Below are 26,215 nucleotides of genomic sequence, written 5' to 3' on the forward strand. Positions count from 1 at the left end.
TATTCATTATGGGGACCGGGCATCCTATTGCCTTTTTTCGGCTTTTGACCTCATTTCAATCCATTTTCTCTTCGAAGTGACCTCGAGCTAAACGTTATTTTCCCATCAAATCCGCTGGTCTCCCCCCTAAATCCCCCCACTGGGGGGACCCCAGGCTTCCGAAGCCGGCTTTGCTCCGCAAAGCCCTCAAGGCGCTCGGGCGCCCTGGACCCGCCCGTAGTTCGGGAATGCTCGCTGCTAGGTCGCGTTTGTCCGGTATGGATTTTTTACCTTCGGGTAAAAAATCCTATGCCGGACACGCTTCACTTTTGGCGCGATGCTATAGGAGTGGGTGTGTGCCTCGTGCTCGCGGGTGTCTGCCACTGTTTGCTTGCGCAAAATCGTGGCAGACTCGCTTCACTACGATCTCAGCCCATACTTTCAAAATAAAAAACTACGTGCTTTACCGATGCTTAATCCGCAAAAAATCTACGTGCTTAACCTGTATTCCAACACAAAAAAAGCCCTTGGATACCAAGGGACTGCGTTTAAATATGAAGTGGCTCTTTAGGCCTTTTTGTCGCTATCAGCGTATAATCCAGTGCAAAGGCGGCCGCAGCGCCAACGGTGTATCGAATCAAATCCGCATAAAGGAACCCTTTGCCGAGTATTAACCCGCCGATCAGCGTGTTCCGAATGTGGACGATCCAGTCCGCTTGGTACAGCTGGCTCAATTCGATAACATAACAGAACCCGAGACATAGGGCGAAGGCTATCGGAAGAGGTGTCCGGATGAGCCATACTCGGATGCCGAAATAGATCATGGCCGCCCAAAGAGCGTCGCCGAAATGTTTCGCCACAAAATCGGGCAGTAAAGAGGTATTCGTCCTGGAACCGAGCCCCAGCACGATGGTTACGATTACCGCTAGAATGTATTTCGCTCTTGCTTTCATCTTTTTTTCCCATCTGAAGTCTTTTATTAAATATACGCATTATTTAACATAACACCAAAAAAGCATTTGTGGCAAACCGTTTTCTGGACAAAGCCTCACCTTTTACGCAGCATCGGCTTACACCAGCTTCACCGGCAAATTCAAGCCGGTTAGCCGCTGGAGCATGGAAGGATCAAGTTTGCGGTCGGCAATGATCTCGTCCACTTCTTTGAGGGGGGCCAGCATGGCAAGCGCCTTGATCCCGAATTTGCTGTGATCGGCAAGCAGATAGGTGCGGTCCGCGATACACATCATCCGGCGTTTGATCATCGCATTCGATTCGCTGGAATCGCTTAACCCGCGTTCGAGATCGATACCTTTGCAGGAAAAAAACAGCTTGTTCACATGGTATTCCTTAAGCATTCTTTCCGCCGACGGGCCGATATAGGAAAGCGATGCAGGCGACAGCGTGCCGCCGGTCGAAATGACCCTGATGCGCGTCCGGTCGGCGAGCTCCACGGCTACTTTGATCGCGTTGGTCAGCACCGTAAGACGCATGTCCGGAAGCAGCCTCGCCATTTGCCATGCCGTCGTGCTGGCATCGAGAAGAATCGTGTCCCCCTCCTCGACGGCCCTCACCGCTTCTTTGGCAATGGCCATTTTTTCCTGCATATGGCTGATTTCCCTCTCCGAAAAAGGGGTCTCCCGCTCTGCGTTCTTGATGCTGATCGCCCCGCCGTGGCTTCGCACGAGCTTTCCTTCCGCTTCCAGCTTCTCCAGGTCGCGTCGAATCGTCTCTTCCGTTACCTGAAATAATCGGGCGAGTTCGACCACTCTTACGCTCCCCCCATGATCGAGAACATTCATAATTTCGCGGCGCCGCTCTGCAACCAGCATGAATATATCCTCCCTAAACGGTTCATTTTATCCATGGGTAAAATCAAATTTCAAAACACACAAGATCTGCTTCCGGGATCCCGCCGAATTGACAGCGCTTTCACATTGCCGCACCCGTCTTCCTGCGATGCCTTGGCCATATATACTGCCTATTCGGATAAAATGACAGATTTGCGGTTTGTTTTTTACTGCAATATATATGACCGTTTATTTTTGAATATGTTAGTTTCGCCGGAAACGGAAAAAAGGAGCTCCGCCAGAAGCTCCTTCACCCGGTAAACAACAAAACTCTATTCGCAGACGGACTCATCAAATTCGAGTTTGACGACCATGACCTCACCGCTCATTTCATTCGCCGGCAAACCGAGGATCCGCAGGTATGGCCGCTCCTTCCAATACACCGGCATCAGATCGACCTGCGCTTCCAGCTCCCGCCCATTATTCAGCAGCACGGCCCGCTTCGGCAGCACGTCCAGCGGCTTCAGCAAAATCGACTGCGTCTGCGGGTCGCGGTACAGGTGGACGTACAGCGTATTGGCTTTTCGCGTGATGAGTACCTGGTCCCGCTGGATGACCTGATTCGAGCCCGCCGTCGTCATCACATCCTGATGAATCATGTCGGTGGCCGGAACCGTTCCTTCGAACGCTTCCTTGACCCGGTTATACCATGACCCGATGCTTTGCAGCGCCTCCACGTTCTCGGACGTTATCGTTCCGTCGGCTTTCGGGCCGACGTTCAGCAAGTAGTTGCCGCCCATCGCCAATATTTTGTCGATGCTCTGCATAATAAATTTGTTCGTGTAATAATCCTCGTTATCCCGATATCCCCAGCTTTCCCGGCCGAGCGACTGGCACGCCTCCGTCGGCTTGCTGAAAACGCCGCCCTCCGGCACATGCCTCTCCGGCGTGTTGTAATCGCCTTTACCCGGACCCCGGTCGTTGATCAAAATGCCGGGCTGCATCGAGCGAATCCACTCGTTGATGGACGGTTCGTAATATTCCGCTACATTGACGTCCCAGAACAGCTGATATATGTTCCCGTAGTTCGTGCACAGCTCTTCGATCTGCTTTTTGACGAAATCGTAGTACTTCTCGATATCCGGGTCGTCGCCGGGGCGCGGGCCGAACATTTCATGGTGCCTGCCCTGGTTCGGATAATTCGGATGATGCCAGTCCGGGCACGAATAATACAAGCTGAGCGGAAAATTACGGCGATGGCACGCCTCGGCCAGCATACCCAAAATATCTTTGCCGTACGGCGTGTTCATCACATTGTATTCCGTATGCTTCGTATTCCACATGCAGAAGCCGTCGTGATGTTTCGTCGTAAAGCAGATGTACTGCATGCCGGCGGCTTCGGCGAGATCCAGCCATGCGTCCGGATCGAAACGGGTCGGATTGAACTCGCGGATCAACTGCTCATATTCCTTGCGCTTCACCTTGCCCCGCCACAAAATTTGCTCATGCCAAGCCGGTATGGCGTAAAGCCCCCAATGCACGAACATGCCGAAGCGCCTCTCGAAAAATACGTCTCTCGCATCTTTAAAACGTGGGATCATGCCATACCCTCCAGTCAGCGGTTCGCCGTATAGGCTTGCATGCTCATTATAGACGCGGCGCTGCTTGCGGCGAATGGCTAAACCTACTGGTTATTTGCACAAAAGTAAGGATCCGAATCGATTCCAATGTGCACGGGTACGCCGGCTAGCGCCAAATATCGCCGAGGGAAAGTCCGAGTTCCGTACACATCGTCTCGAGGCCGCTTATGACATTTTGCTTCAGCGGAATCCCGTTTGCGCTTCGCTCGCGGTAAATTTCGTTCTCCTTCTCCCCTGGGTACCTCATGCGGTCCGCCCCCTCTGCGGTAGGCGCCTCATGGATCTTTCCGATCATTTCGTCCATCAAGTCCGCAAACCCGCCCCCGGAAGGGAAAGCGTCTATGCGCAAGGCGCAAAAAGCGTGGCTCTCCTCTCCCTTACGGCGGAACATGCTGCCCCCGTCCCCCGTCAGCAGGCCGGTTAAAATATCGGAGACGAGCAGTAGGCCGAACCCTTTATGAACGCCGTGCGACGGCGTGCTGCCGAGCGGAAGAATCGCCCCCTTCTCGGCAAAATAAACGTTCGGATCGGTAATCGGCCGGCCTTTGCCGTCCACGGCCCAACCTTCCGGCATGCTTTTCCCTTCCCACTGCAGCATATGCAGCTTGTTCGCGATCGCCATCGTCGGCGCCATATCGAGGACAAACGGACCGTGCTTCCCTCCCGGCGCGGCAAAAGCCATCACATTGTTGCCGACCAGGCGGGACGTGCCTCCGGGGCCGGTAACGGTCGTGCCTCCGGTCGAAAAAAGCAGGCCGATCATGTTTTCCTTCGCCGCCATTTGCACATAGTAAGCTCCCGCACCGAAATGATTGCTGTTGTATACGGCAGCCCATCCCGTTCCGTAATCCTTGGCCATGCGGATCGTTTCGCTCATCGCCTTATGGCCGATGACGAAGCCGAGACCGTTATCTCCGTCCACGGAAGCGGTCGTCGGACTGCCGCAGGAGATCTGGATATCCGGATTCGGATTAATCCGGCCACTTTGAATGCCTTTGATGTAATAGTTGTAAAGATTGATCACGCCGTGGGAATCAATCCCTCGCAGATCGGCGTCGACGAGGATGACCGCCGTCAATTCGGCGTCGCCTTGCGGTACTCCCGCCTTTTGCAAAGCGATCGAGACTAGCCGTTCCAGCTTGCGGGGGTCCGCTTTTTTAGTTGTTTCGTTCATTGCTCTCAGCTCCTTAATCCGTTTGCTGAATTTTGCTGTATATGAAAAAGAACATGTTTATTTAAAGGACTATCTTTCTCAACTCGCGGGTGACCGAACATTTTAATAAAATTCATGCCGATTTTAATCATTACTTTTTTTGAAGGCTCATTAATATCGGCTGTGAAACTAAAAACTTCGTGAAAACCCAATTCGTTAAATCCATACTGTAGACAGGCTGCCGCCCCTTCCGTTGCATACCCTTTTCCCCAAGCTTCTTTTTTCAGCCGCCATCCTATTTCGATACATGGTGTAAAATCAGCCTCGAATGTTGCCCTGCGAAATCCGATAAAGCCAATAAACTCTTTATTTTCCTTTACTTCGACGGCATATAACCCGAAACCGCATTCCTCAAATTCGGAAATAATCGATTTATAAAATGCGTTTGTTTCTTCGGTCGACAAAGTTTTAGGAAAATACTTCATAACCCGTTCATCTGCATTTAGTCGACGAAATGGCTCCAAATCTGTTTCTTCCCAGTCCCGCAATCGCAATCTGGATGTTTCAAAATAAATCATGTTTACACCTCCGATGTTTTAGCGTTAATTGGCGAAATCATAGAATACCATGGTCAGCCAAGACCCTTTCCCTTTAGCCGGCTCTTACCAAAAATATGTTTACGGTGCATAGGATCGATACTTTCGCCCCGCCGCTACGGTCGAGTCGAATACTGTTTTCCCGATCAGGTAGCCGACCTCCGTGGCCGTTCCTGCATAGCGGTGATGGGGGCCATCCCCGATGGACGCAATGAGCACTGCATCGGTCGTCGTCCCCGTTGCATAAAGCGTTTCATCGCCTTGCACACCGGCAGGGGCGACACGCTCGTCCAGCGCTTGCAGCGCGGCAGCCTTCGCCTCGGTCGCCGTGATCACGGCGTTCACCATAGCCGCATCCGTCATGCTTCCTTGCACCAGAACGATCGTATTGATCGTGCCGGGATACAGCCGCCGATTCGGCAGTACGAACCCCGCTCGCGCTTTATTGCCGAATCCGGCCGTCACAATCGCCGCCACCCGGGCATCTCCATGCTTGGCTGTCTCTGCCGCAGCATCGGCGACGCGAGCCGCCGTCATCAAACAGGTTGTCGCTTGCGGGTTAAGCTGTTGTCTTTTCAGGAAATTCAGCATTTCGAGATTCGGGTCCTCACTGTCATACTTCAAGTCCACTTGCCGATTCACCAGACATCTATGCAGGCCGAAACCTCCGCCCCAAGGCGAAGAATTCAAGGTTCGTACCGGTTTATCCGTTTCTATCAGCAGATAAGGGAAAATATCCTTTCCATCTTCATGAGATCCCGCAATGCACCACGCTTGTACCCCGCACATTTGCACATCAACGAGCTCTCTTTGTCCGGCAGCATTGCGGTTATGGTCCTGTTCATCCATAAATAACACAGCTGTTCACCTCTTAGCCTTAAGCATACATCATTTCCCCCTTTCATATGAAAATAAAAAAAAAAATCAATTCCCATTCAAGCAACAGCTTGTGCTTGCGGGAACTGACTTTTGCAGCAACAATCATTCTTTAAACAAATATTCCCCCTGATCCTTTTTGTTAAATAATTCCCAATACACGTCGGCTATCCGGTCCGGATCGTAATAGGTCCCCTTAACGACTTGATCGGCGATAAGAACCTGGCCTACATAAATTCCGTAAGGAGCCAGTGTCTCTGCCATGGAAAGCGCAAGAGAGCGAACCGCGGCCTTGCCGATGGATAAAGACGCATAAAGCGGATTCGGCGTCAGCGCTATAGCTCCCCCTGTGAAAAAAAGCGTTCCCTGTCTGCGTTCGACCATATCCGGAATTACTTGTTGGGCACTGGTCAACGCACCGACGGTGTTCGCCTTAAAATCTTCGATAAGCTGCTGTTCGGACAACGAAAGAGGATCGCCTGGCACGATATGCGCCACATTATATACCAGAACATCTGTAGCTCCATATTCGTTTTTTATTTGATTAAAGGCCGCTTTTAAAGAATCCGGATCCGATGCATCTGCAGTAACTCCGTACGATTCGATATGGACCTGTCGAAGATCCTCCAAGCTGCGCTCCAGTGTTGCTTCGGTTCTTGAGATGAGAACCACCCGGAAACCATTGCTCCCGAATTTTTTGGCAATACCGGCGCTTACCCCCGGTCCGGAACCGACGATAACCAACAAAGGTTTATGACTCATTCTAAACACACCTTTTCATTATTAATTTGGATATATATAACTTCAATATTTCCATGATTATAAAAATATCGAAATATTGAGTATCTGTCAATCACTTTTTCTCAGACGTGCGCAATTGTCTACTGGCGATATCCCGCTTTTCGGTCAATGGAAAAAAGCCGGCCGCGCAGCCAAGCGCCAACCGGCTTATGTTCAGGAATTTAATCGCTGCCAATTGCCGAAAATCGCTTCCGGGTCCGGTTTCCTGACCTCATACATAAACGGCCCTGTGTAACCGACCTCCGCAAGTGCCCCGATAATCGCCTTCCAGTTCAAGATGCCGTCGCCGGGCATCCAATGTTTTTCGTCCACCCCATCATTATCGGAAATATGGGTTGTCACGATCCGCGATCCGAGTCTGCGGATAAACGCTTCCGGCGCTTCCACGAACAGATGGTTGACGTCGCAGCATACTCCGAGGTTCGGATGAACGCCGACCAGCTCTTCGATTTCCCGCCCGCAGTTGCCGAGACACGTACGCGGCAGGCATTCTACGGCAAGCTCCACGCCGCTAGCCAAAGCGACCGCTGCCAGGCGAAACAGCGATTCCTTCGCGTGCTCGATCCGGCGCTGCCGCTGGTTTTGCGCAATGGGCTCGTAGCTCGGATGGAGTATCGCCCGGCCGACTCCCCATTCCCGGGCCATACCAAGGATGTCCGCAATCCGGATAAGGATGTTTTTCCGCTCCTCTTCGTCCGGCGTCGAAATGTCCCAAGCATGCCCGTAAGGAATATGCACTGAAGCGATATCGATTCCAGCCTGCCGGATAGCCCGAACCGTCCGGTCGGCATGCGCCCTCGTCTCGGGATGATGCGGAAGGTTCGCCTGCTTGGCCTGCCAAGTCAGCTCAACGCAGGAGAGTCCTGCACTCCGAAGACGCTGCAGATCAAGCGGCTGCAATACGCTCATTGACGTGCCGACCTGCCATGTGCGCGGGTCGTACAGTTTTGTGCTCATGAGGCTCATATTCGTCGAATCTCCTCCTCACAATCCGCAGCCGAATCCATACGTTTCATTAACGCTGACCGGCAGCCTGCCCTGAGCCTGGCGGGCGCCGTAAACGACGTCGAGCGCGGCGTCGATCGAGTAATCGCAGTCGCTGTAGGCGCAAATGCAGGTGCGGAATCGCTCCATATGCCGCAAAATGTACGGGCTGCCGAACACGAGCATGATCAGATCCGGCCGAAGCCGCTTGATCCTGCGGATCAGCTCGAACTGTCCGCCGGGAATCGTGCCGCTTCCCTCCTTGTAGCTGATCACCCGCACGAACGCTGCATACATGACATGCTCGTATGCGGCGGAGTTAAGCGCATCCAGCACGTTTTGCATATCCTGCTCCGTCGGATTTTCATCGATGACCAGCACGTCCGTCCCAGGTTCATACCTTAAGCAGCTTTGCCGCAGGTAGGCCGCCTTCCCGGTAATGCGCGTCCCCATATCCTCGGCTTCCTTCCCTTCATCCGCGCTTCGAGTGGCGATCGCGAGCGTTTTAGTGCCGGCGTTTGCGTTTTGCCTCAGCGGGAGCCGCTCCTTTTCCAAAACTGTAATCGAACGCGCGGCAATTTCCTTCGACAGCTCGATATGCTCGGGCGCCCCCAGCGTTTTCTCCGCCTCCATCCGCGAAACCGGCGTATTTTCCAGCAAACCGAACTTTTCCTTCGTCTGCAAAATGCGCCGAACCGACGCGTCCACCTGCTCCAGGCCAAGCTCGCCTGAACGGACGGCGTCCAGCAGCGCGCGGAACGTCAGCTCGGGATCGGATTGATAATCTTGCAGGATGATATCGTTTCCCGCCCGGATAGCCATGACGGCCGCCCGTTCGATGCCGAACTGCTCTTTAATCGATTTCATCGTCAAGCTGTCCGAAACGATCAGCCCCTCAAACCCGAACTCCTCGCGCAGCAGCCCGGTCATCACCGATCGCGCCAGCGTCGCCGGAAGCTTCTCCTCGCCTGCTCCCGCAAGCGCGGGGTAGAGAATGTGCGCTGTCATAATGCCTGCCATCCCCCGCCGGATCAGCTCACGAAACGGTTTCAGCTCCACTTCCATCAAATATTCGCGGCTGTGCTCCACAATCGGCATCGCCACGTGGGAGTCGGTTTTCGTATCGCCGTGGCCGGGAAAATGCTTTCCGTTCGGGATCACCCCCGCCTCCTGCATCCCCTGCACGTACGCTGCGCCCAGTTCGATGATCAGATCGGTCCGGTCGCTCATCGCCCGTGTGCTGATGATCGGATTATCCGGGTTGGAGTTGACGTCAAGCACCGGATTGCAGATCATGCCGAACCCGGCCGCCCGGCACTCCTTGCCGATGACGTATCCCATCCGGTACGCCAGTTCGCTCGAAAACGTCGCCCCGAGCGCCATCATCGACGGAAACGAAGTGCCCACTTTCAGGTTGTGGTACGCCCCGCGCTCCGCGTCGGAAAAAAACAGCAAAGGCACCGGGGAACGCCTTAAGTATTCGTTCACCGTCTCCAGCAGCCCGCTCAAATCTTCATAACCCGGAAGAATCAGCACGGAGCCGACTGCGCCGATCTTGCCGGAAGAAAGCGCTTCGCGCACCTTCCCTTCGAACGGAAAAGCGCGAACGCAGATCATCTGGCCGATTTTTTGCTCGAGCGTCATGCTTTGAAACCATTGTTCCGCCGTTTTCATATTCTTGCTGCCCCTTCGATTATCGGATTGAAAGATAAGACTGCCGGTCAACGGCAGCCTTTACACCATCTTATTTCATAGCTTTATACCGGTTGTAAGCGTCCTGGTACACTTTAACCACCTTGTCCAGGTTCATTTCCTTCAGCTTCTTCACATAGTCGTCCCACTCGGCATCGATGCCGCCCTGCATAAGCCATTTGGCCTGCATCTTCGAAACATAAGCGGAAATATCGGTCAGGTAACGCGTGCGCACATCGTCTTCCTCCGTCGTGAAATAAAGGTTCGGGAAAACGTTTTTGTCGAGGAACGGCGCATACACTTTATCCATTTCCCCTTTGGTGATCCCTTTTGTTTTGGACGCAGGCGTATCCTTCGTTTTGGCGAAAACGGACGACGAAGCCGGCGCGTTCGAATGCCTGAATTCGTTGGCGTTCATGCCGCTTGGCGGATCGTTTACTTCGAGCGTGCCGTCCGGATTTTGCTTCTGCACCGCGCCGATCATGCCATTAACGGCCTGGATGCTGACCATCGGATCGTACATGTAATCGATCCATCTCATCGTAATTTCCGGGTTTTTGTTCGCGGAGGTGATCACAAAGGCCCCCTTGCTCAAAATTCCCGCCGGGTAGCTGTTCCACAGCTGAACCCCGTTCGGTCCTTTTAACGGCGGAACCGGAACGTAATCGGCCGCTTGGTCGTCCTCCATATAGGTGTTGGGCAGCCATGCGACATAAGCGCCGACGTTGCGGTCCTTGCTTCTCAGCTTCGAGCCGTACACCTTCTCATCGTGAGTCAGCGATTCCACATCTACAAGACCTTCCGCGAACAGCTTGTTGAAATATTTGGTCGCTTCTTTAAATTCAGGACGAATCGCCGAGTAAATGACCTGATCGCCGTCCATAAGGATGTGATCCTGCCTGTCGAGCAGGCCGAACGAACCGTACATCGAATAAATGCCGGTTATCGCGTGGACGCGGAAGGAGAACGGAACTTCGTCTTTCTTGCCGTTGCCGTTCATGTCGTTGTCCTTGAACGCCTTCAGCGTCTTGTAAAACTCGTCCGGCGTCGCCGGAATCGGAAGACCCAGCTTATCCAGCCACTTTTTGTTGATGAACAGCGCGTCTTTCGTCACCGGATACGTCGCGTCGATCGTCGGCAAGGAGTAGATATGCCCGTCCGGCGATGTCAGCTCTTTTTTGTACTGCGGATTTTCCTTCAAAATTTTGCTGAAATTCGGCGCATATTTCTCGATCAGCCCTTCCAGCGGGATGAAAATGCCCTGCGTGCCGTATTTGGCGACTTCGTCCGTTTCCAGAACATAGTGGCCGTATACGGCGTCCGGGTAATCGCCGCTCGCGAACAGCAGGTTTTTCTTCTCTTTCCAGTTGTTCTTGTCGTTCATGTTCCATTCGATCTGCACGTTCGTTTTCTCTTCCACGTCCTTGAAGAAAGGCAGGTCGCCGAACGGCTTTTGTCCGGCAATGCCGTACACCGCCGCGATTTTCAGCTTGACCTTGTCCTTGACGATCGGCAGGCCGGTTGCGTTCATATTGGCGGGGGCCTGCCCCTGCGGTGTCTTTCCGTCCGTCTTTCCGGCAGTTCCGCCGTCCGCGCCGCTGCCTCCTCCGCAGCCGGTCAGGCCGACGGCCATAGCCAGCGCGGTCGTCAAACCGCCTTGAAGCCATAATTTCCGTTTCATCTTTGAACCCCTTTCTACTACTATTTTTCATACAGTCTGCAGGGTTACTGATTTTGATGAATTATTATTCTATGTGTGAATGGAAGGTAAGGGAATGGCTTCAGGGCGAGTTTTTTGATTGCCTTGTTACCTTGTACATTCGAATAAAATCAAGGCAATCAAAACATGTTTGAGCTTCGAAGCCATCCCTTAACTGGAATGAACACTACGTATGAATAATAATTCATCACTTCGTGTAACCCCGCAGACTCCTACCCCTTGAGCGACCCGATCATGACGCCCTTAATGAAATATTTTTGCAAAAACGGATATAAAATCAGCACCGGCAAGCTCGATACGATAATGACGCCGTATTTCATCGTTTCCGCCATTTTGACCAGCTCCGCCTGATTGACAAGCCCGTCCATCATTTGCTCCGACGCTTCGTTGCTGATGAGAATTTTGCGAAGAATGATTTGCAGCGGCTGCAGGTTGTCATCCTTCAAATAAATCAGCGCCTGGAAATAGGAATTCCAATGCCCCACCGCACTGAACAAAATCATGACCGCCACGATCGGCAGCGATACCGGCAGTACGATTTGCAGGAAAAATCGGGTATTCGAGCATCCGTCCATTTTGGCCGCCTCCAGCAGCTCAGCCGGGATGTTGCCTTGAAAAAACGTTCTCGTAATGATGATATTATAGGCGGAAACCGCATTCGGGAGAATCATCGCCCAAACCGTGTTGACCATCCCCATGCTTTTGATGAGCAAATACGTCGGAATAAGCCCGCCGCTGAAAAACATTGTAAACACGATGACCAGCATAAACAGATTGCGTCCGCTCAGATCCGGCCTCGACAGCGCGTATCCGGCGGTTAACGTCAGGACGACGTTCAACGTTGTCCCGAGCACGGTATACATCAGCGAATTGCGGTAGCCCATCCATATGCTCGAATCTCCGAATATTCTCCGGTACCCTTCCAAAGTCGGCTCCTGCGGATAAAACGTCACCTTGCCGAGATTCACCATATCCGGATTGCTGATCGACGAGATGACGACGAAATAAAGCGGATACAATACGATGAGCAGCAAAACGGAAAGAGCGGCGTACGTAAAGCCGTCAAAAATTCGGTCCGAGCGCGAGCGGCTTATGACCATGGTGTGGCTCCCTCCTGTTACCATAAGCTGGCTTGCTTCATTTTTTTGGCCAATTGGTTGACCGTAATGAGCAAAATAAAGTTGACCACGGAGTTGAACAGTCCGATAGCCGCCGAGTAGCTGAACTGCGCATTCAGCAAGCCGGACTTGTACACGTAGGTCTGAATGACCTCCGACGAGTCGACGTTCAGCTGGTTTTGCATCAGGTACACCTTCTCGAAGCCGACGCTCATCATATGGCCGACATTCAGGATAAGCAAAATCATAATCGTCGGCATGATGCTGGGCAGGTCGATATGGCGAATGCGCTGAACCTTCGTGGCTCCATCCACGACGGCCGCTTCGTGCAGATCGGGATTCACTCCGGACAATGCAGCCAAATAAATGATCGTCGCCCACCCGAGGTTTTGCCATATGCCCGAGAACACGAAAATCGTCTTGAACCATTCCGCCTTGGCCATGAAATAAATCGGTTCCATGCCGAGCCCCTGCAGCGCGATATTGACAAGTCCGTGCTTCGGCGACAAAAACAGGTACAGCATGCCGACGACAACGACGACGGAAATAAAATGCGGAGCGTAGGTGACGGTTTGCACGAATTTTTTAAAACGCTCGCTCGTCACCTGGTTAAGCAGCAGCGCCAGAGCAATCGGAGCCGGGAACGCCACGAGCAGCTCGTACAAGCTGATGCCGAGCGTGTTGCGAAGCACCGTCATAAACTGATACGATGCGAAAAACCGCTCAAAGTGATCGAATCCTACCCATGGGCTGCCGGAAATGCCTTTCACCGCGATAAAGTTTTTAAACGCAATTTGCACGCCGTACATCGGAACATAATGGAATAGGATGAAATACGCCAAAGTCGGAATCAAAAACAGGTACAGCTCATAGTTTTGCCATATCCGCACCATCGCCGAACGTTTCCGCCATGCCGTTTTTTGCCGCTTCAGCGGCGCCGTGTTCGCAGCGGTTCTTGCTGTCAACGCTTCACCCCCCTTGTTTATGTGTTGGTCACAATTCCATAGTAGCGGGCAGGCCCGGGCAGTGTATATAAGCGCTTTCGATTCGCATATGCGGCATATGACTTGCATGTGCGACGATGATGAAAAAGCGGCGGAAAAGCGCCGTCCACCGGAATATAGGCGAAAAATGAACCGGACATATGCGAAATTTGACACGGCCTTTCAAAGAAAAAAAACCGGCTGCATGAACCGGTTTTGCGGCGACTCTTGTTATTTGCTTGCTTCCCGCGACATTTTTCGGTACTCGCCCGGCGTTACGCCGACTTCTGCCTTAAACTTGCGGATGAAACTCGACGTATCAAAATACCCAATGCGCTGGACGATATCTTTGATCGAATCGTCGCTTTCCACGAGCAGCCGTTTCGCTTGATTGATGCGAAGCGTGTTCATGTAATCGGTAATCGTCTGTCCCGTATGTTCCTTGAAAAAACGACTCAAATACGACGCGGACAGCGAAAAATCGTGCGCCATCGTCTGAACGGAAAAATCGTACTGGTGGCAGCGTTCGCGCAAATAATCGATCATCTGCTCGATCATCCGTACCCCCGGATCGCCTTTGCGCTCCTGAATCGCCTGGCAAACGTCGATACAAGCTTTCGAAATCAGCTCAATCAGATCTTGGGCGGTATGAAACTTCATCAGCGTCAGCACGTCGGGGAATTTCCCTGTAATTTCCGGAAACTCGTGCTTCATCTCGTCCGCCGTTTTCATCACGGTGTGAATGATGTCGAAGCACAGACAGCGCGCTACGAACAGCGTCGTGCCGCCGGTTTTGATCCTTTGCGCGAAATGCGTCAGCGTATCGGCGATTTGTCCGGTTTTTCCTTCGCGCAGCAAATAACTTAAATGCTCCATGTTATGGCTCGAGTCGTACAGCGTCGAAGCGTGGTCTGAGGCGACCTCGCGAAAATAAATAATTTGTCCGCTTCCGCGAATGAACTTGTAGTCGGCCGCAGTCGACGCCTCGATGAAGGAGCGTCCAAGCTGATTCAGCTCCTGCCGCAGCAGGCCCACGCCGCAGCTCAGCCGGATGCCGAAGTCGCGGTAGATCGCGCCGTGCCAGTCATCCATCCACCTGCCGAGCTGCTGCTCGGAAAAGTCGGTGGAAACAAGAAAGATCATCCGATCGTTCTCCAGGCTCTCCTTGCTGTACACGGCAATGCCGGGACCGGAGCGGCAGGCGATCGTTTCGGCGAGCTGCCGTTTGACGGCACCACTATGCTCGGAGCCCTCCACGACAAATACGCCCTGAGCCGCATAGTCGAACGATAGCGGAACACCCGCTTCCGCGCTGCGTTCGCTGAGCTGCTCCCTCGTTTCGATCTCGCCCTTCAGCAAGCTGAACAGAAGGTGCTCATAAAGCGCCGACCGGTGTTTTTCCCATTTTTGCCCGAGCTCCCGGTTGGACAACATCATCCTGTCGATGAGAGTGTGCACCGCCTCCAGCTCATTCGTTCTGGACAACGGCTTGCCCAAGTGCGTTTCGGCGAGCTGGGCCAGCTTTTTGATCGGATTGTAATTGTACCTCAGCGCCGTATAGATCGCTGCGCTGCCGATCAGCAGGATGACAAGCAGCGTTCGCATCCATTTGGCCACGACGGCGTTAAACGGTTTCATAATTTCGCCGACCGGCAAAGCGCTGACGTACGTCCACCCGGTTAGGTCCGATTTCAGGCGGGAGACGAAATAATCGACTCCGTCGATTTTTTGCACGGAAAACGGTTCGCCTTCCGGATTTGCAAAGCTTTGCATCGCATCTTCCTTGATATGACTGTCGCCTTTGTAGGAAGTAACGACGCGATTTTTCTCGTCATAAATGATCATATTGCCCGACCTGGGGAACGCGTCCGGCTTCAGATAACTCAGAATGGAGCTTTCCTTGATCAGAAAAATGACCGTTCCGTACGGATTGACGCTGCCCATCGGGATGGGCAGCAGGTAGCTGATATATTTTTCCTTGGAGGACGATACGAATGTGACGTCTTCCGCGGTTCGCAGCGTCGGCTTGCGAATGGAGTTCAGATCGTCCAGAAACTCCGCTTCCGGCCAGTTGTGGAAACGGTAAATATCGTTGATAAAATTGGGGACGCGGTACGTGCTGACCGAGGAAACCAGCGTATGTTGTCCTCTGATGTAGTAAAGCAGCTCCTGGATAAAATCGTTCGACACCTTGTAGTCCAGCAGCTGCTTGGCTTGGTAAGTGCTGAAAGCGTCCTTCGTCACGGCGTACGGAGTTAACTCCGGGTTGGCGGAAATGCGCGCCGAAATCCGGTTCATTTCGATGATCTTCGTATCGACGCTGTCCGCGAGCTGGCTCAGCATTTCTTTGTTCGTCCATTCGACGTAATGATTGACGATTTCGCTCAGCTGCAGCGAGCCGTTGTAGCCGAGCAGCCCGAGCGGAATGAGCAAAACTGCGACATACGAGAGCAAATATTTGTAAAAAACCGGTGTCAGTTGAAAGGTGCCTCTTCGCATGAGTCTCCCTTTTTTAAGGTGGGTATTACCCTCATTTTAACAAAACGTTCCTGCCTTGTATACGCAGATTGCTTCCATGGAATGTACTTGGTTACACTTTCAGAAGCTCTAAGCCTTGTATGGGTAAGTGGTAATTTTTCCGCCTCCCGGATGGTTTCGTCAAATTGACAGGGTTAAGCGGCCTCTGCCATAATAGTCGTATTCAACCGCATAAGGAGAAACCTTACATGGATCAGAACATCGAGACGTTAATCGATTTATTCGACAAATACACGGATGAACAAATCGCCGATTTATCGGATTTTTCTTACGAGGGCAAGACGATGTCGCGCGAGGAAACGATCATTATCGTTTCCACAATACGGGCATCGCGAATCGCCAGAGGGTATATTAACGGCGGCCGTACACGGCCGCAGGAAACGCAGAAATAGGAACGGTCATCACCCGGTATCGGACCGAATCGGCTTACATTCCTAACAAATAACCCTGCGCGGCCATGCATGATCCAACGAGCCGTTTAACTTTGCGCCTGCCGCCAGGCTGAAAAAAACTCCGCCACGGACGGGTATCTCTTCTCCCTGTCCGGTTCTACCGCACGCACAGCAACGTGATAAAGCTCATCCGCCGCCTCCCATATGTCGAGCGAACGGTCGCGTCCCCCGCCAACAAACTCAAAGGCCGCCGCTCCCATGTTATACACATTTGTCCTTCTGTCAATGACTGCCCCCATTTCGAATTCCTCTGGCGCCATAAACCGCGATGAGCCCCAAAGTCTCCCTACCGTATTGACGAAAGGCTGCCGGTACAAATCGATGTCGCAGATCTTTGTCGATTTCGTTGCGAAATCATACAGGATGCTGCCGTCGTAAAAATCAACGGCGACGAAACCGCACGCTTCCACATGAGCGTGGAACTCAAATATGCAGTCCAGCGCGGCAAGCCGCTCCTTTACAGGCAATTGTCTAAAGAGGATAAAAGGAGAGCCCGGCTGATTCCGGCCGAGATTTTCCCCCTCGAACCATTCGAAGACTGCGGCATAGCCTTGCTCACCTGCTTCGAAATAATCGAGCAACCGCACCAAGCGGCGATGCCGCAGCTTCTCGTACAACGGCATCGCTTGCCGTAAATTCGCGACAGCGGCTTGCGGATCGTAATTGGAACGGACGGTTTCAGCGCCGGCATATTTGACGAACCGCTTTACTCCATCGGCTTGAACACCGAAGCTGATGTTGCCCGAGTCCTGCCGGTCGAATACGCGGAACACCCGTCCTAAGCTTTGCAGCCAGGTAAAGTCGTGCTGTTTCTTCAGCGGGAATATAACGTCATCCAACGCGATTTCAATCGGAAGTTCTTTCATTTGGGCTCCTCCTCAAACTAATGCAGATCCCTTTGCCCTATGTATTTGCCAACCACTGCATCGTCCCATATTTGCACTTCGATGTACCTTTCCGGGCCCTTGCTTCCGTCCGCATTCCATGCCTGGGACAAACCGAACGTTTGAATCAGTCTGAATATTTCCGGCTTCGTATACACGTTTCCCCTGTAAGATTTGCCGTCCTTGAACCGCATCGTCGGGAATAAATCCCCATATGTAAAGCTGATCGAGCTTTCGTCAAATTCGTCTATGTCAAGCGCGAGCTCACGCCCGTTCTCATACCAAGATTTGATCCAGCTACACGCTTCGACGGTCATGTAATGCGGATAATCGTTCACGGGCCTGCCGCCTTTGCGTATAAAAAGCTCGCGTGCTTTCGCCTCAAGTTCCCGGCGAACGGCCATATAATCGGCCGAACGTTTGGAGGCAAATACATGACCGTTCCTCTTGAGTTCGTCAAGCACACGCTGCGCTTCGGCGAGGCTTAAGCGGGACAAATTATCGAATGGGCCTCTTTGGGCCTCGTAATAATGGTATAATAGACAGTCTCCCATGGCATGTCCTTTCGTTTCTCATGTGTTAAGAAGTGCTAGAAAAATCGAGCACGATATAATCGTCCCAATGGTTGTAGCTGTGCCTGAGCGGTATCATTTTTGGCAAATCGCTCAGTGCGATGAAAAGCGAGCCTTTCCATGTGTATAGAGGATGAAAAAGCATCATTTTGTAAGAGTCGCGGAAGATTTCCATCCGAATTTCTTCAATTTCATTGCTTAACGGATATGGGCTAGAAACGGTATTCTCCGATACAGACGACGTATGGTTAAACCCCTCTTCCAGTGAAATCCGAGCAACCCGATCAACCGGATCCCATTCAAAGGAAGCTCCAATAAAACGCAATATGTCCAGCAAGGGAACATAGTCGATTTCCTTATCGTTTCTGAATGGGGCCGGATTTTGCAAATGCTCGAAATGGTTCGAAATACTCAACGTCAGGCCTCTATAGAGGTACATCCCGATTCCCTCCGCTCTTGATTTCCTCTATCATAATACCATCAAATGGAATAGTTGGTTTGATTTAAAATTAAAAAAAGCATAAATCCCGGCTGCAGGGTAAAAAATATCCATATTACCCGCCAGTAAGGAGGATTCGAATTTGGAAAAGGAAGAGATTCAAAGGCTGGAAGAGAAATTCGACAGAGAGCTGTCCGAAGGGGAAGCGGCCGAGATCGCCAACACTCCGGTGCTGCATCAAGATGACGAAGCGTTTTATGAGGATGATAATGATGCCGCGATCGATGCGCCAACGGCGGTCGGTTTGTTGTACGGCGACAGCGGCAGGCAAAGTTAAATACGGAAGTGTGCATGCCAGCAGATGAAAACGGCTCCTCCCAAGGGAGCCGTTATTTTCATGAACGGGATTCAGCTTGCTTGTTTGATCTCAATCCGGTTTCCTTCGGGATCGGTGATGGCGCCGATGGTCCCCCCCCAGTCGAACCGGCGCACGCTTACTTCCACGCCGCGTTCGGTCATCTCCCGAACCGATTCTTCAAAATCGTAAACGTTCAAGCGGATAACCGTCGGATTTTGCGCCCTTGATTTCGCCGTTGCCGATGCGACTCCGTTATGTTCGATCATCAAATAGCTGCCCTCGAAGTCGAACATCGTCAGACCCGGTTTGCTCGTTCTTACGGGCAGCCCTAAGCGGCGAAACTCCCCGGATGCCGCCGCCATGAATTCCGACACAGGGATATTACTTCCGAAAATATCCTATACTGAGGCTAGCGAACCATTTTGACAAAAGGAATGAAATCCTTCGTGATATTGCCGATCAGCATGATTGTTGCGATTCTTATTCTTGCGATCCTGGTCACCGTACCGAAAAACATGCATTTGTTTGAGCTTTTCTTCAACAGCTTCACTTTGAATTATCTCCATACGTACCTGTTTAGCATATTTACCAATTTGAAGCTGATTACGGTCTCCGAGGGATTGGACAGAGAAATCTCGTTTATTTTGATCAGGTTTATCCTAAACCCGGTTCTCTTGTTATTGCTGCTCCAAATTTATATGACACTCCGTTCTTTTTTGGCCAAAATGGTTTTTATCCTCGTTTGTTCGGCTATTTTCACCTTGATTCATTCATTGATGAAGGCTTTCAGCCTAGTGAATTTTGCTGAGCCTGTGATCCTGTGGGTCTTTTTAGGTTGGCTTGTTATGTTGCTGATCTGCATCGCGGCTATGAGTTGGTTTCGCAGCATATTGCGCAAGGAGGTCTTTCTTCCATGAACGCATTGCCGCTGCCTAAACGTTTTGACGCCAACGAATGGTTTATTATCGGGGGGTTGATCGTCGGGTTCGTTATGGTATTTCCGCTCCGCAAAAAATTCCCGCCTTCAATTGGCATCCTTCTGCTCTTTGTCGGTTTGACGTTTGCCAAAGTTATGGATGTTATCGTCGGATTTCAGCCTTTTAACCTATACGATCTGAACGACAGTCCGCAATTGGAAGTAACGGATGTTTTCCTTCATTTCGTATACGCCCCTTTCGGATTCGTATTTATTTATTTGTATGAGCGGTGGCGTATACGCGGCATTTCCGTGATATTTTATATGCTGTTATACTCGCTGCTCGGCATCGGAATTGAATGGATCGGCGTTCAAATGGGAGTGTATCATTATAAAGGCTGGCATCTTGGTTATTCGTACATCGTCTACTTGTATATGCAATGTATTTTGCTGCTTTTTTACAGATTGCTTGTAGCACAATACCGTAAAACAAAGCGGCCGAACCGGTGAATCAGCTTTCAAAGCAAAGCCTGTTACGAAAAAAAGCCCGCTTCCATCCGGAAGGGGCTCTCTATCCTAAAGCCGCTATTGCGGCGCGGATTCGCGGCTGAGCTGCGCGCGGTTGATCTTGCGGAACTGCACGGCCAGCATGACAAAATGCAGGAAAAACACGCCGGAAATGATGTAGAAGACAACCGGGATGCCGAAATGGCCCGCCACCACCCCGCCGAAAAGTGAACCGGATACGTTGCCCAGCGAGTTGGCGCTCGTATTGTAAGCGAATACGGTCCCCTGGATCTCGCGCGAAGTCAGCTTGCGCAGCAGCGAGCTGATCGACGGGATGAGGCCGCCCACGCACAGCCCCGATAAAAAGCGGGTCGCCATCAGCACCCAAGGGTCGGTGATCCGCGCCTGCGGAATGTACAGCACCGAGATCATAAACAGCGAGCTAAGCAGCACCAGCAGGTGGCCGTAGCGGTCGCCAAGCCTTCCCAAAAAAGGCGCGGCGATCATCGTGCCTAGCGCGCTCGAGGCGAAGATAAGGCCGGCCATCAGCTCGATGTGCTTTTCGATGTGCATGCTTTTGACATACAGCGAAATGATCGGGCTGATGCTTTGAAAGCTCGCAGCAATCAGCAGCGTCGAGACGAATAAGGTCAGAACCGCCGGAGTTGTCCTCACCAGCTCGCGAAGGGACGTGTTCCGAGCGGCAGGTTTCTTTTCGTCCGGCAATACGCCGCCGCGGTTCCATAAATGTTTGAAGCTGAAACGGGGATATTGCCTCGTCTCTTTGACGCCGAACAAGATCAGTGCCGCTGCCACAAATATGAAAAATCCGGTAAAAAAGAACGAATTGCGCATGCCGAGCCATTCCGCCATTACCCCGCCAAGCAGCGGTCCGAGCAGTTGCCCGGACACCTGGCCGGTTTGCAGCGTCCCGAGCGCCTTGCCCGTATGCTCCTTCGGCGTCTCGATCGCCACCAGCGCGACAGTGTTGGACATGAATCCGCCCATCGTCCCGAATAACGCGCGTAGCAGCAGCAGCTGAAGCGGCGTATGGACGAAGCCCATCGCCGCAATGATCACCGAGAGGCCGAAGCCCGCCCGCACGAGCGACAGCTTTTGCCCGTAAGTATCGGAAAATTTTCCCCAAAACGGTGAAACAAGCGCAATCATCAGATGGTTGATGCCGAAAATCATCGCCGACCAAAGCGCGGCCTTGTTCGGATCATGAACGCCAAGCTCCTGGACGTATAACGGCAAAAAAGGAATGATCATGCTGATGCCTACGGAACAAAAAAAGTTTCCGAACCACAAGATGTACAAGTTGCGTCGCCATGCTTCCATCGGCCGAACCTTCTTTTTCTGCAGGATGTGTATGTACCTTACCACTGTATGCCCATTTGTCCGGCCCGTCAAGCAAGAAAAAAAAGCCCGCTCCCGCGGGCAAGCTTGATCTGCGGCAGCCGGGCGGCTCAATGGAACGACCTCCAGAATGGTTCGTCAACCGCGATAATAGTCATAATCTCCGCATAAGGAATCGTGAAAGTCGGGAAGCCGGCCGCGTACGGAGCGATTTCATACGGCTCGAAATACAAATGCAAAGCGTTCTGCGTTACATAAAACGGCTGATTCGGCTTGATGCCTTTATAGCTGCCCGGAAATACGTAGGAATATTGCGGGTCCTCTTTTATTTTCCTGCCGACGATGCCGCTCAGCACCTGCACGTAGTCTCTGCCCGGCTTGAACAAATCTTTTAGCTCGTAGAAGCGGCTGCTAGCCAGATCGACATGAGCATAAAGCTTGGACGGCATGCCGTGCGCGGCGCCGAACGGGAAATTGTAGGCGTTCATGTTCAGAACGACCAGATGCTTTTGGAAAAATGTTACGTCGAAATCGCCGGTATACGAATAATCAAGCTGCACACCGGCAGGCACACTTTTGACCCCGGACATCTCCCTCAGCGTCGCGTTCGCCTTTTGCTGCGCGGCGGTATCGGCCATTCCTTCGATTTGCGGGTAATAGACCAAATAATCCTTATTGGGTTTATACTTCTCTTCCTTTATCCGGTACGGCGGGACAAGCGGAATGACCGTGTTTTGGCTCCAGATCGCACGTCCGGATCGGTTCAGGTAAGACAACCTCTGATCTACGTTCGCCTGGATGAGACCGTCCGCCATCCGCAGGTTTCCGCTGCCGCTCAGACGAGGAAGACCGGGAGCCGGAAGACCGCTTTTGTCGATAAAAAACGTATGCGTCCGGTCGTAAGCCGACGCCAAACCCCGCTCGTATTCCGTGACATCGTAATATTGGTAGTCGGTAAGAAAGCGGCCATCGTTATCGGCAATCGCGAACAGTGAGCCGACATAGGGTTTAGCCGGATCGACCGGCTTGCCGACGGCGACCCTCATCTCGCCAAGCTGGCGGATGTCGTTAAACTCCGGATGGATGATGATTTTACCTTGCCTGTCTATCAAACCGTACCGGTAGTTATAATTTTCGGCTGTACTCACGACGGCCCGGCCGTCGCGGAACGGCAGCGCTCCCGTATAGGCGGGAGAGATGACGACGTGCCCCTGTTCGTCGATGTAGCCCATCCTGCCGGATTGTTCCTTTTGGAACGGCATCAGCCCTTCGCGCAGCGAACCGACATTGGAATACGGATAAGCCGCAAGCCTTTTGCCGGAAGGATCGATCAAAACAAATTCGCCTTCCTTCACCTTCACAACCGCTTTGCCGTCATGAAAGTCATCCGCCTGCATATACTGCGCAGGAATGACCTCTCGCCCCTGCAGGTCGAGATAACCGTAACGGTTGACACCGCCGCTTACTTCTGAAAACACGGCCCTTCCGCCGCGTACGGCGGATATATAATCATATGCTTTGCCCGTAACGATGCGCCCGGATGTGTCCATCAGCTTAAATCCTTGCTTGTCGATCACGACCGCACGGCCTTCGGAAAACGGGCTGATTGAATCGTAAACCGGCTGATCTGCAAAATGCCCGGACGTATCGATGAGGCCGCTTCGTCCATTGACCTGAACGATGGCGAGGCCGTTGTCCTGAAAATCGAGAGCATCGTCGTACTGCGGCCGGATAACCATCCGGCCTTGGCTGTCGATGTATCCCCACTTTGTGCCGCTCGCCGTTTTCACCGATGCCGGGAACAGAGCCGGTCCCCTCGTCGCAGCCCCAGCCTCCAGCTGCTCAAGCATTTGCTCCAGCTTTTCCCTGGACGGATAAGGCTGCCGGAAGCTGAGCGCCTTGCGCAGCGAAGCGATCGCCGCATTTCTCATTCCCACCTTGATTTGCGCGTCGGCGAGGTAATACCAGTAAAACCCGTAGTCCGGAAACCGGCGGACCATCCGCTCATAATAGCCGGCAACCCGGCGAAAATAATGCGGATATACGTCGCGGGCCTCCGTCCACCGGCCGTGCTGCCGCCGGATCACCTCCACGCGGTAAGCGTCCCCCGTATCGTGGATCCACAGCGCCAGCTCCGCCAGGCCGTCCCTTCCGGCCGGCCCCGGCATATCCTCCGTTTCCAGGAAGCTGAAGTAAGTATCTGCCGGGGCGATGTCGCGAACCCCTTCGCGGGCCCAGTCGTAAACCGACAGCTGCGACCAGCTCGCGCCGGCCTGCCAGCCGACGAGCAAATTTTGCCGGTTACGGATTGAAACCGTAGCGGCGGTCAGCACCGTCACATTATAGCCCGAGTTATGCAAACGGGCCGCTGCTATCCATGTGCTGCCCTGTCTTTTCAGCACGATGACGTAGACCTGCCCCTCAAGGCGGTAAGCCCCGGCCAGCTCCGCGATGCCGTCGCCGTCCAAATCCGCCGCCACCGCGGCCGGATGAGGAAACGGCCGCTCTATCGTAAGCAGCTCCGCGCCTTGCGGCAAATGCATCCGGATCCGACGAATTTGCGTTTCGTTAGCGATCATGTCATACCCATCTCCCATATGGTTGCTCGCCTATAGCATATGGGGTTTGGGCAAGTTATGTGCCGCTCACATAAGGAATCGTCAGCGGACCGAGCGGAAGTACCGCGACCGACATGTTTTCGCCGTATCGCGCCTTCAGTTGCTCCAAAGTCGCTGCGATATCGTGCGTCGGCTTCAGCATCGCCTGTTTCACATCTTCATCCGGCAGCGAGGAGTAGACGTACACGTCCGCCCACACCTGCACGACCGCCTGCTTTTGCACCTGCCATTGGTCGAACTTTTGGAACGAAGGGTCGCCAATCATTTCCAATATGTCCTTGGGCGTCGCTCTCATTTGCAAAATTTCCGTGTAGTTGCCGTGGTTCGGGATGCCGTCGGAGCATTCGGCCGCACAGATGATCGTTCCGCCCTGCTTCACGATTTTGTGGGCCGCGCTCATTCCTTTAACCGCTTGGTACAAGTTTTGGTCGAGCGGATAACCGGAGTTGGAAGTAATGACGACGTCGAAACGTTCCGAAACCGGTACCATCGCGTGCTCCTTGGCAAATGCGCAGCCTTTCTCATGCGCTTCGAACAGCTCGCCGGCGAACACCTGCGTTATCGCCTTGTCCTTGTTCAGCGTTACGTTCAGCATGAAATCCGGCTTGCACATGCCGTTCACCTCGCGCGCCATCCGCTGCAGAGGGTTGTTCTCCATGTTGCCCCATGTTGCGAGCGGATCTCCGATCATCCGCGCATTATGGAAAGTGAGAATCGTCTCGATGCCCGCGATGCCGGGCATGATGCCCTTCGGCCCGCCGGAGAAACCCGCAAAAAAGTGCGGCTCGATAAACCCCGTCACGATGCGGAAGTCGGCTTCCACGTACTCCTTGTTCAAATATACGTCGCAGCCGAACGAGCTGCGCCCGAGGTGGACAAGCTCGTCCTTGTTATGGCAGTGATGATTGACAACCCTTACGCGGCTCACGACCTTCTCCCCGAGCATCTGCACGAACTCCTCGCGCGTTTGATCGCGGTGGGTCCCCGTCCCGTTAATGACGACGAATTGCTCGTCCGGGACATGCGCCAACTCTTCGAGCAGCCACGGAACCAATTTATCGTTCGGCGTCGGCCGGGTGATGTCGCTGATGACGATCGCCACCTTGTCGGTCGATTTCACCAAGTCCTTAAGCGGCGGCAGCCCGATCGGACTGAGCAGCGCCTGCTGAACCGCCGCCTTCTCATCCGAAAGCCCCGCCAAAAATCGCGGTTCTATGACCACGGAGCTGTCCGGGACGGTAACGGAAAGCGACGTTTTCCCATATTGCAAAAAGGTTTCCAACCGCGTTCACCGGCCTTATATATAAAGTGTGTACAACGCCTGTGTGCCCTTGTCTTCTTTTCCATGTGCGGCGAGCTGCCCGTACAGCGATTTGGCGAGCTTCACGCCATGCGTTTCCAGACCCATCTCCTCTGCAGCCTGCAGCGCGATGCCGAGATCCTTGATGAAATGCTTGATGTAAAAACCCGGCTCGAAATTGCCGGCAATCATACGCGGCCCCAAGTTGCTGAGCGACCAACTGCCGGCCGCGCCGGTTTCGATGCTCTTCAGCACCGTCGCCTGATCAAGACCGGCTTTCTTCGCGTAGGCGAGCGCCTCGCAGACGCCGATCATGTTGGAAGCGATTGCAATCTGATTGCACATTTTCGTATGCTGGCCCGCTCCGGCCGGTCCCTGATGAACGATGTTGGTGCCGAGCGCTTCGAAAATCGGCTTGACGGCGTCGAATACTTCCGTCTCGCCGCCGACCATGATCGACAGGCGCGCCTCCCGCGCTCCCACGTCGCCGCCGGAAACCGGAGCATCCAGCGAATGGCAGCCCCGCAGCGCCGCTTCCTTCTCGATGCGCCGCGCGAGCGACGGGCTGGAGGTCGTCATGTCGATAAGATAAGCGCCTGGCTGCGCATGGCGGACGACTCCCGCTTCACCGAGGTAAATCTCCTCCACGTCGTGCGGGTAGCCGACCATCGTAATCACGACGTTCGTTTCCCTAGCCAGCTCCGCCGGCGTATCGTGCCATTTCGCGCCGAGCGCGACAAGCTCGTCCGTTTTCGATTTCGTTCGGCTGTAAACATGCAGCTCATAGCCGGCTTTGATTAAATTGCGTACCATGCTCTGGCCCATAACTCCCGTGCCGATAAATCCGATGCGTGCGGTTTCCTTCGTCAAACCCATTCCCTGCAGCTCCTCCTTCAGATCGCACAGCCGGCTTGTCCTATATAAACTTGCCGTTTTTCACTGC

General features: G+C 53.1%; 25 protein-coding genes. 4 read left to right on the plus strand and 21 right to left on the minus strand.

Going from position 1 to position 26,215, the window contains the following annotated elements; translation table 11 throughout:
• Window positions 1–527: 527 nt before the first annotated feature.
• The 13 genes from MYS68_RS12855 to MYS68_RS12915 form a co-directional block, all read right to left on the minus strand.
• Window positions 528–932, minus strand: coding sequence for a ribosomal maturation YjgA family protein (locus tag MYS68_RS12855; RefSeq protein ID WP_248926223.1), 405 nt, complete (start codon window positions 930–932; stop codon window positions 528–530).
• Window positions 933–1,049: 117 nt separating this feature from the next.
• Window positions 1,050–1,808, minus strand: a complete 759-nt coding sequence (locus tag MYS68_RS12860) for a DeoR/GlpR family DNA-binding transcription regulator (RefSeq protein WP_248926224.1) — start codon at window positions 1,806–1,808, stop codon at window positions 1,050–1,052.
• Window positions 1,809–2,098: 290 nt separating this feature from the next.
• Window positions 2,099–3,367, minus strand: coding sequence for an alpha-L-fucosidase (locus MYS68_RS12865; protein WP_248926225.1), 1,269 nt, complete (start codon window positions 3,365–3,367; stop codon window positions 2,099–2,101).
• 145 nt (window positions 3,368–3,512) lie between these two features.
• The gene (locus MYS68_RS12870) at window positions 3,513–4,580 is read right to left on the minus strand and encodes an Ldh family oxidoreductase (RefSeq protein ID WP_248926226.1); all 1,068 of its coding nucleotides are present in this window, start codon (window positions 4,578–4,580) and stop codon (window positions 3,513–3,515) included.
• Window positions 4,581–4,585: 5 nt separating this feature from the next.
• A complete protein-coding gene (locus MYS68_RS12875; RefSeq protein WP_248926227.1) occupies window positions 4,586–5,137 on the minus strand; it encodes a GNAT family N-acetyltransferase in 552 nt (183 codons plus the stop codon).
• Between the two features lie 99 nt (window positions 5,138–5,236).
• A complete protein-coding gene (locus MYS68_RS12880) occupies window positions 5,237–6,004 on the minus strand; it encodes an adenosylcobinamide amidohydrolase (RefSeq protein WP_248930897.1) in 768 nt (255 codons plus the stop codon).
• 132 nt (window positions 6,005–6,136) lie between these two features.
• Window positions 6,137–6,793 (minus strand): SDR family NAD(P)-dependent oxidoreductase, encoded by a 657-nt coding sequence (locus tag MYS68_RS12885; RefSeq protein WP_248926228.1) that lies wholly within the window; start codon window positions 6,791–6,793, stop codon window positions 6,137–6,139.
• Window positions 6,794–6,985: 192 nt separating this feature from the next.
• A complete protein-coding gene (locus MYS68_RS12890) occupies window positions 6,986–7,798 on the minus strand; it encodes a sugar phosphate isomerase/epimerase family protein (RefSeq protein ID WP_248926229.1) in 813 nt (270 codons plus the stop codon).
• 18 nt (window positions 7,799–7,816) lie between these two features.
• Complete coding sequence (locus MYS68_RS12895) at window positions 7,817–9,490, minus strand: glycoside hydrolase family 3 protein (protein WP_248926230.1); 1,674 nt, start codon at window positions 9,488–9,490, stop codon at window positions 7,817–7,819.
• 70 nt (window positions 9,491–9,560) lie between these two features.
• Entirely contained in the window at window positions 9,561–11,189 is a 1,629-nt protein-coding gene (locus MYS68_RS12900) for a type 2 periplasmic-binding domain-containing protein (RefSeq protein ID WP_248926231.1), read from the minus strand.
• Between the two features lie 251 nt (window positions 11,190–11,440).
• Window positions 11,441–12,328, minus strand: a complete 888-nt coding sequence (locus MYS68_RS12905; RefSeq protein WP_248926232.1) for a carbohydrate ABC transporter permease — start codon at window positions 12,326–12,328, stop codon at window positions 11,441–11,443.
• Window positions 12,329–12,345: 17 nt separating this feature from the next.
• Entirely contained in the window at window positions 12,346–13,311 is a 966-nt protein-coding gene (locus tag MYS68_RS12910) for an ABC transporter permease (RefSeq protein ID WP_420852115.1), read from the minus strand.
• A gap of 249 nt (window positions 13,312–13,560) precedes the next feature.
• Complete coding sequence (locus MYS68_RS12915) at window positions 13,561–15,828, minus strand: helix-turn-helix domain-containing protein (RefSeq protein WP_248926233.1); 2,268 nt, start codon at window positions 15,826–15,828, stop codon at window positions 13,561–13,563.
• Between the two features lie 227 nt (window positions 15,829–16,055).
• Between MYS68_RS12915 and MYS68_RS12920 the strand changes: the two genes are divergently transcribed.
• Window positions 16,056–16,259 carry a hypothetical protein gene (locus MYS68_RS12920; RefSeq protein ID WP_248926234.1) on the plus strand — a complete coding sequence of 68 codons (204 nt, stop codon included), beginning with the start codon at window positions 16,056–16,058 and terminating at the stop codon, window positions 16,257–16,259.
• A gap of 86 nt (window positions 16,260–16,345) precedes the next feature.
• On the opposite strand, the gene MYS68_RS12925 is transcribed toward MYS68_RS12920, so the two are convergent.
• The 3 genes from MYS68_RS12925 to MYS68_RS12935 form a co-directional block, all read right to left on the minus strand.
• On the minus strand, window positions 16,346–17,185 hold the full coding sequence (locus tag MYS68_RS12925) for a serine/threonine-protein kinase (RefSeq protein ID WP_248926235.1): 840 nt from the start codon (window positions 17,183–17,185) through the stop codon (window positions 16,346–16,348).
• A 17-nt stretch (window positions 17,186–17,202) separates the two neighbouring features.
• Window positions 17,203–17,700 carry a hypothetical protein gene (locus MYS68_RS12930; protein ID WP_338043571.1) on the minus strand — a complete coding sequence of 166 codons (498 nt, stop codon included), beginning with the start codon at window positions 17,698–17,700 and terminating at the stop codon, window positions 17,203–17,205.
• Between the two features lie 82 nt (window positions 17,701–17,782).
• A complete protein-coding gene (locus MYS68_RS12935) occupies window positions 17,783–18,214 on the minus strand; it encodes a hypothetical protein (protein ID WP_248926237.1) in 432 nt (143 codons plus the stop codon).
• Window positions 18,215–18,356: 142 nt separating this feature from the next.
• Here MYS68_RS12935 and MYS68_RS12940 point away from each other — a divergent pair, with 142 nt between their 5' ends.
• The gene (locus MYS68_RS12940) at window positions 18,357–18,551 is read left to right on the plus strand and encodes a hypothetical protein (protein ID WP_248926238.1); all 195 of its coding nucleotides are present in this window, start codon (window positions 18,357–18,359) and stop codon (window positions 18,549–18,551) included.
• A 71-nt stretch (window positions 18,552–18,622) separates the two neighbouring features.
• Here the strand turns inward: MYS68_RS12940 and MYS68_RS12945 are convergent, their stop codons facing one another.
• Complete coding sequence (locus tag MYS68_RS12945) at window positions 18,623–18,946, minus strand: VOC family protein (RefSeq protein WP_248926239.1); 324 nt, start codon at window positions 18,944–18,946, stop codon at window positions 18,623–18,625.
• 72 nt (window positions 18,947–19,018) lie between these two features.
• Here MYS68_RS12945 and MYS68_RS12950 point away from each other — a divergent pair, with 72 nt between their 5' ends.
• Together MYS68_RS12950 and MYS68_RS12955 are read left to right on the plus strand one after the other, a co-directional pair.
• Window positions 19,019–19,489: a hypothetical protein gene (locus MYS68_RS12950; protein WP_248926240.1), complete on the plus strand. Its 471-nt coding sequence runs from the start codon at window positions 19,019–19,021 to the stop codon at window positions 19,487–19,489.
• Window positions 19,486–19,998 (plus strand): hypothetical protein, encoded by a 513-nt coding sequence (locus MYS68_RS12955; RefSeq protein WP_248926241.1) that lies wholly within the window; start codon window positions 19,486–19,488, stop codon window positions 19,996–19,998. Before MYS68_RS12950 ends, MYS68_RS12955 begins: the two co-directional genes overlap by 4 nt.
• A 75-nt stretch (window positions 19,999–20,073) precedes the next feature.
• On the opposite strand, the gene MYS68_RS12960 is transcribed toward MYS68_RS12955, so the two are convergent.
• The 4 genes from MYS68_RS12960 to MYS68_RS12975 all read right to left on the minus strand — a co-directional run bounded on the left by MYS68_RS12960 (window position 20,074) and on the right by MYS68_RS12975 (window position 26,148).
• A complete protein-coding gene (locus MYS68_RS12960; protein WP_248926242.1) occupies window positions 20,074–21,336 on the minus strand; it encodes an MFS transporter in 1,263 nt (420 codons plus the stop codon).
• A 128-nt stretch (window positions 21,337–21,464) separates the two neighbouring features.
• Window positions 21,465–23,933 (minus strand): WG repeat-containing protein, encoded by a 2,469-nt coding sequence (locus MYS68_RS12965; RefSeq protein WP_248926243.1) that lies wholly within the window; start codon window positions 23,931–23,933, stop codon window positions 21,465–21,467.
• 55 nt (window positions 23,934–23,988) lie between these two features.
• Entirely contained in the window at window positions 23,989–25,254 is a 1,266-nt protein-coding gene (gene larA, locus MYS68_RS12970) for a nickel-dependent lactate racemase (RefSeq protein ID WP_248926244.1), read from the minus strand.
• Window positions 25,255–25,269: 15 nt separating this feature from the next.
• Window positions 25,270–26,148 (minus strand): NAD(P)-dependent oxidoreductase, encoded by an 879-nt coding sequence (locus MYS68_RS12975; protein WP_248926245.1) that lies wholly within the window; start codon window positions 26,146–26,148, stop codon window positions 25,270–25,272.
• Between the last annotated feature and the right edge of the window lie 67 nt (window positions 26,149–26,215).

It is taken from the genome of Paenibacillus hamazuiensis (assembly GCF_023276405.1).
GTDB lineage: Bacteria > Bacillota > Bacilli > Paenibacillales > NBRC-103111 > Paenibacillus_AF > Paenibacillus_AF hamazuiensis.

Bases quoted from the DNA above. Each gene is read 5' to 3' on its own strand.
- MYS68_RS12855 (WP_248926223.1), bottom strand. From the start codon at position 932: ATGAAAGCAAGAGCGAAATACATTCTAGCGGTAATCGTAACCATCGTG.
- MYS68_RS12860 (WP_248926224.1), bottom strand. From the start codon at position 1,808: ATGCTGGTTGCAGAGCGGCGCCGCGAAATTATGAATGTTCTCGATCAT.
- MYS68_RS12865 (WP_248926225.1), bottom strand. From the start codon at position 3,367: ATGATCCCACGTTTTAAAGATGCGAGAGACGTATTTTTCGAGAGGCGC.
- MYS68_RS12870 (WP_248926226.1), bottom strand. From the start codon at position 4,580: ATGAACGAAACAACTAAAAAAGCGGACCCCCGCAAGCTGGAACGGCTA.
- MYS68_RS12875 (WP_248926227.1), bottom strand. From the start codon at position 5,137: ATGATTTATTTTGAAACATCCAGATTGCGATTGCGGGACTGGGAAGAA.
- MYS68_RS12880 (WP_248930897.1), bottom strand. From the start codon at position 6,004: ATGGATGAACAGGACCATAACCGCAATGCTGCCGGACAAAGAGAGCTC.
- MYS68_RS12885 (WP_248926228.1), bottom strand. From the start codon at position 6,793: ATGAGTCATAAACCTTTGTTGGTTATCGTCGGTTCCGGACCGGGGGTA.
- MYS68_RS12890 (WP_248926229.1), bottom strand. From the start codon at position 7,798: ATGAGCCTCATGAGCACAAAACTGTACGACCCGCGCACATGGCAGGTC.
- MYS68_RS12895 (WP_248926230.1), bottom strand. From the start codon at position 9,490: ATGAAAACGGCGGAACAATGGTTTCAAAGCATGACGCTCGAGCAAAAA.
- MYS68_RS12900 (WP_248926231.1), bottom strand. From the start codon at position 11,189: ATGAAACGGAAATTATGGCTTCAAGGCGGTTTGACGACCGCGCTGGCT.
- MYS68_RS12905 (WP_248926232.1), bottom strand. From the start codon at position 12,328: ATGGTCATAAGCCGCTCGCGCTCGGACCGAATTTTTGACGGCTTTACG.
- MYS68_RS12915 (WP_248926233.1), bottom strand. From the start codon at position 15,828: ATGCGAAGAGGCACCTTTCAACTGACACCGGTTTTTTACAAATATTTG.
- MYS68_RS12920 (WP_248926234.1), top strand. From the start codon at position 16,056: ATGGATCAGAACATCGAGACGTTAATCGATTTATTCGACAAATACACG.
- MYS68_RS12925 (WP_248926235.1), bottom strand. From the start codon at position 17,185: ATGAAAGAACTTCCGATTGAAATCGCGTTGGATGACGTTATATTCCCG.
- MYS68_RS12935 (WP_248926237.1), bottom strand. From the start codon at position 18,214: ATGTACCTCTATAGAGGCCTGACGTTGAGTATTTCGAACCATTTCGAG.
- MYS68_RS12955 (WP_248926241.1), top strand. From the start codon at position 19,486: ATGAACGCATTGCCGCTGCCTAAACGTTTTGACGCCAACGAATGGTTT.
- MYS68_RS12960 (WP_248926242.1), bottom strand. From the start codon at position 21,336: ATGGAAGCATGGCGACGCAACTTGTACATCTTGTGGTTCGGAAACTTT.
- MYS68_RS12965 (WP_248926243.1), bottom strand. From the start codon at position 23,933: ATGATCGCTAACGAAACGCAAATTCGTCGGATCCGGATGCATTTGCCG.
- MYS68_RS12975 (WP_248926245.1), bottom strand. From the start codon at position 26,148: ATGGGTTTGACGAAGGAAACCGCACGCATCGGATTTATCGGCACGGGA.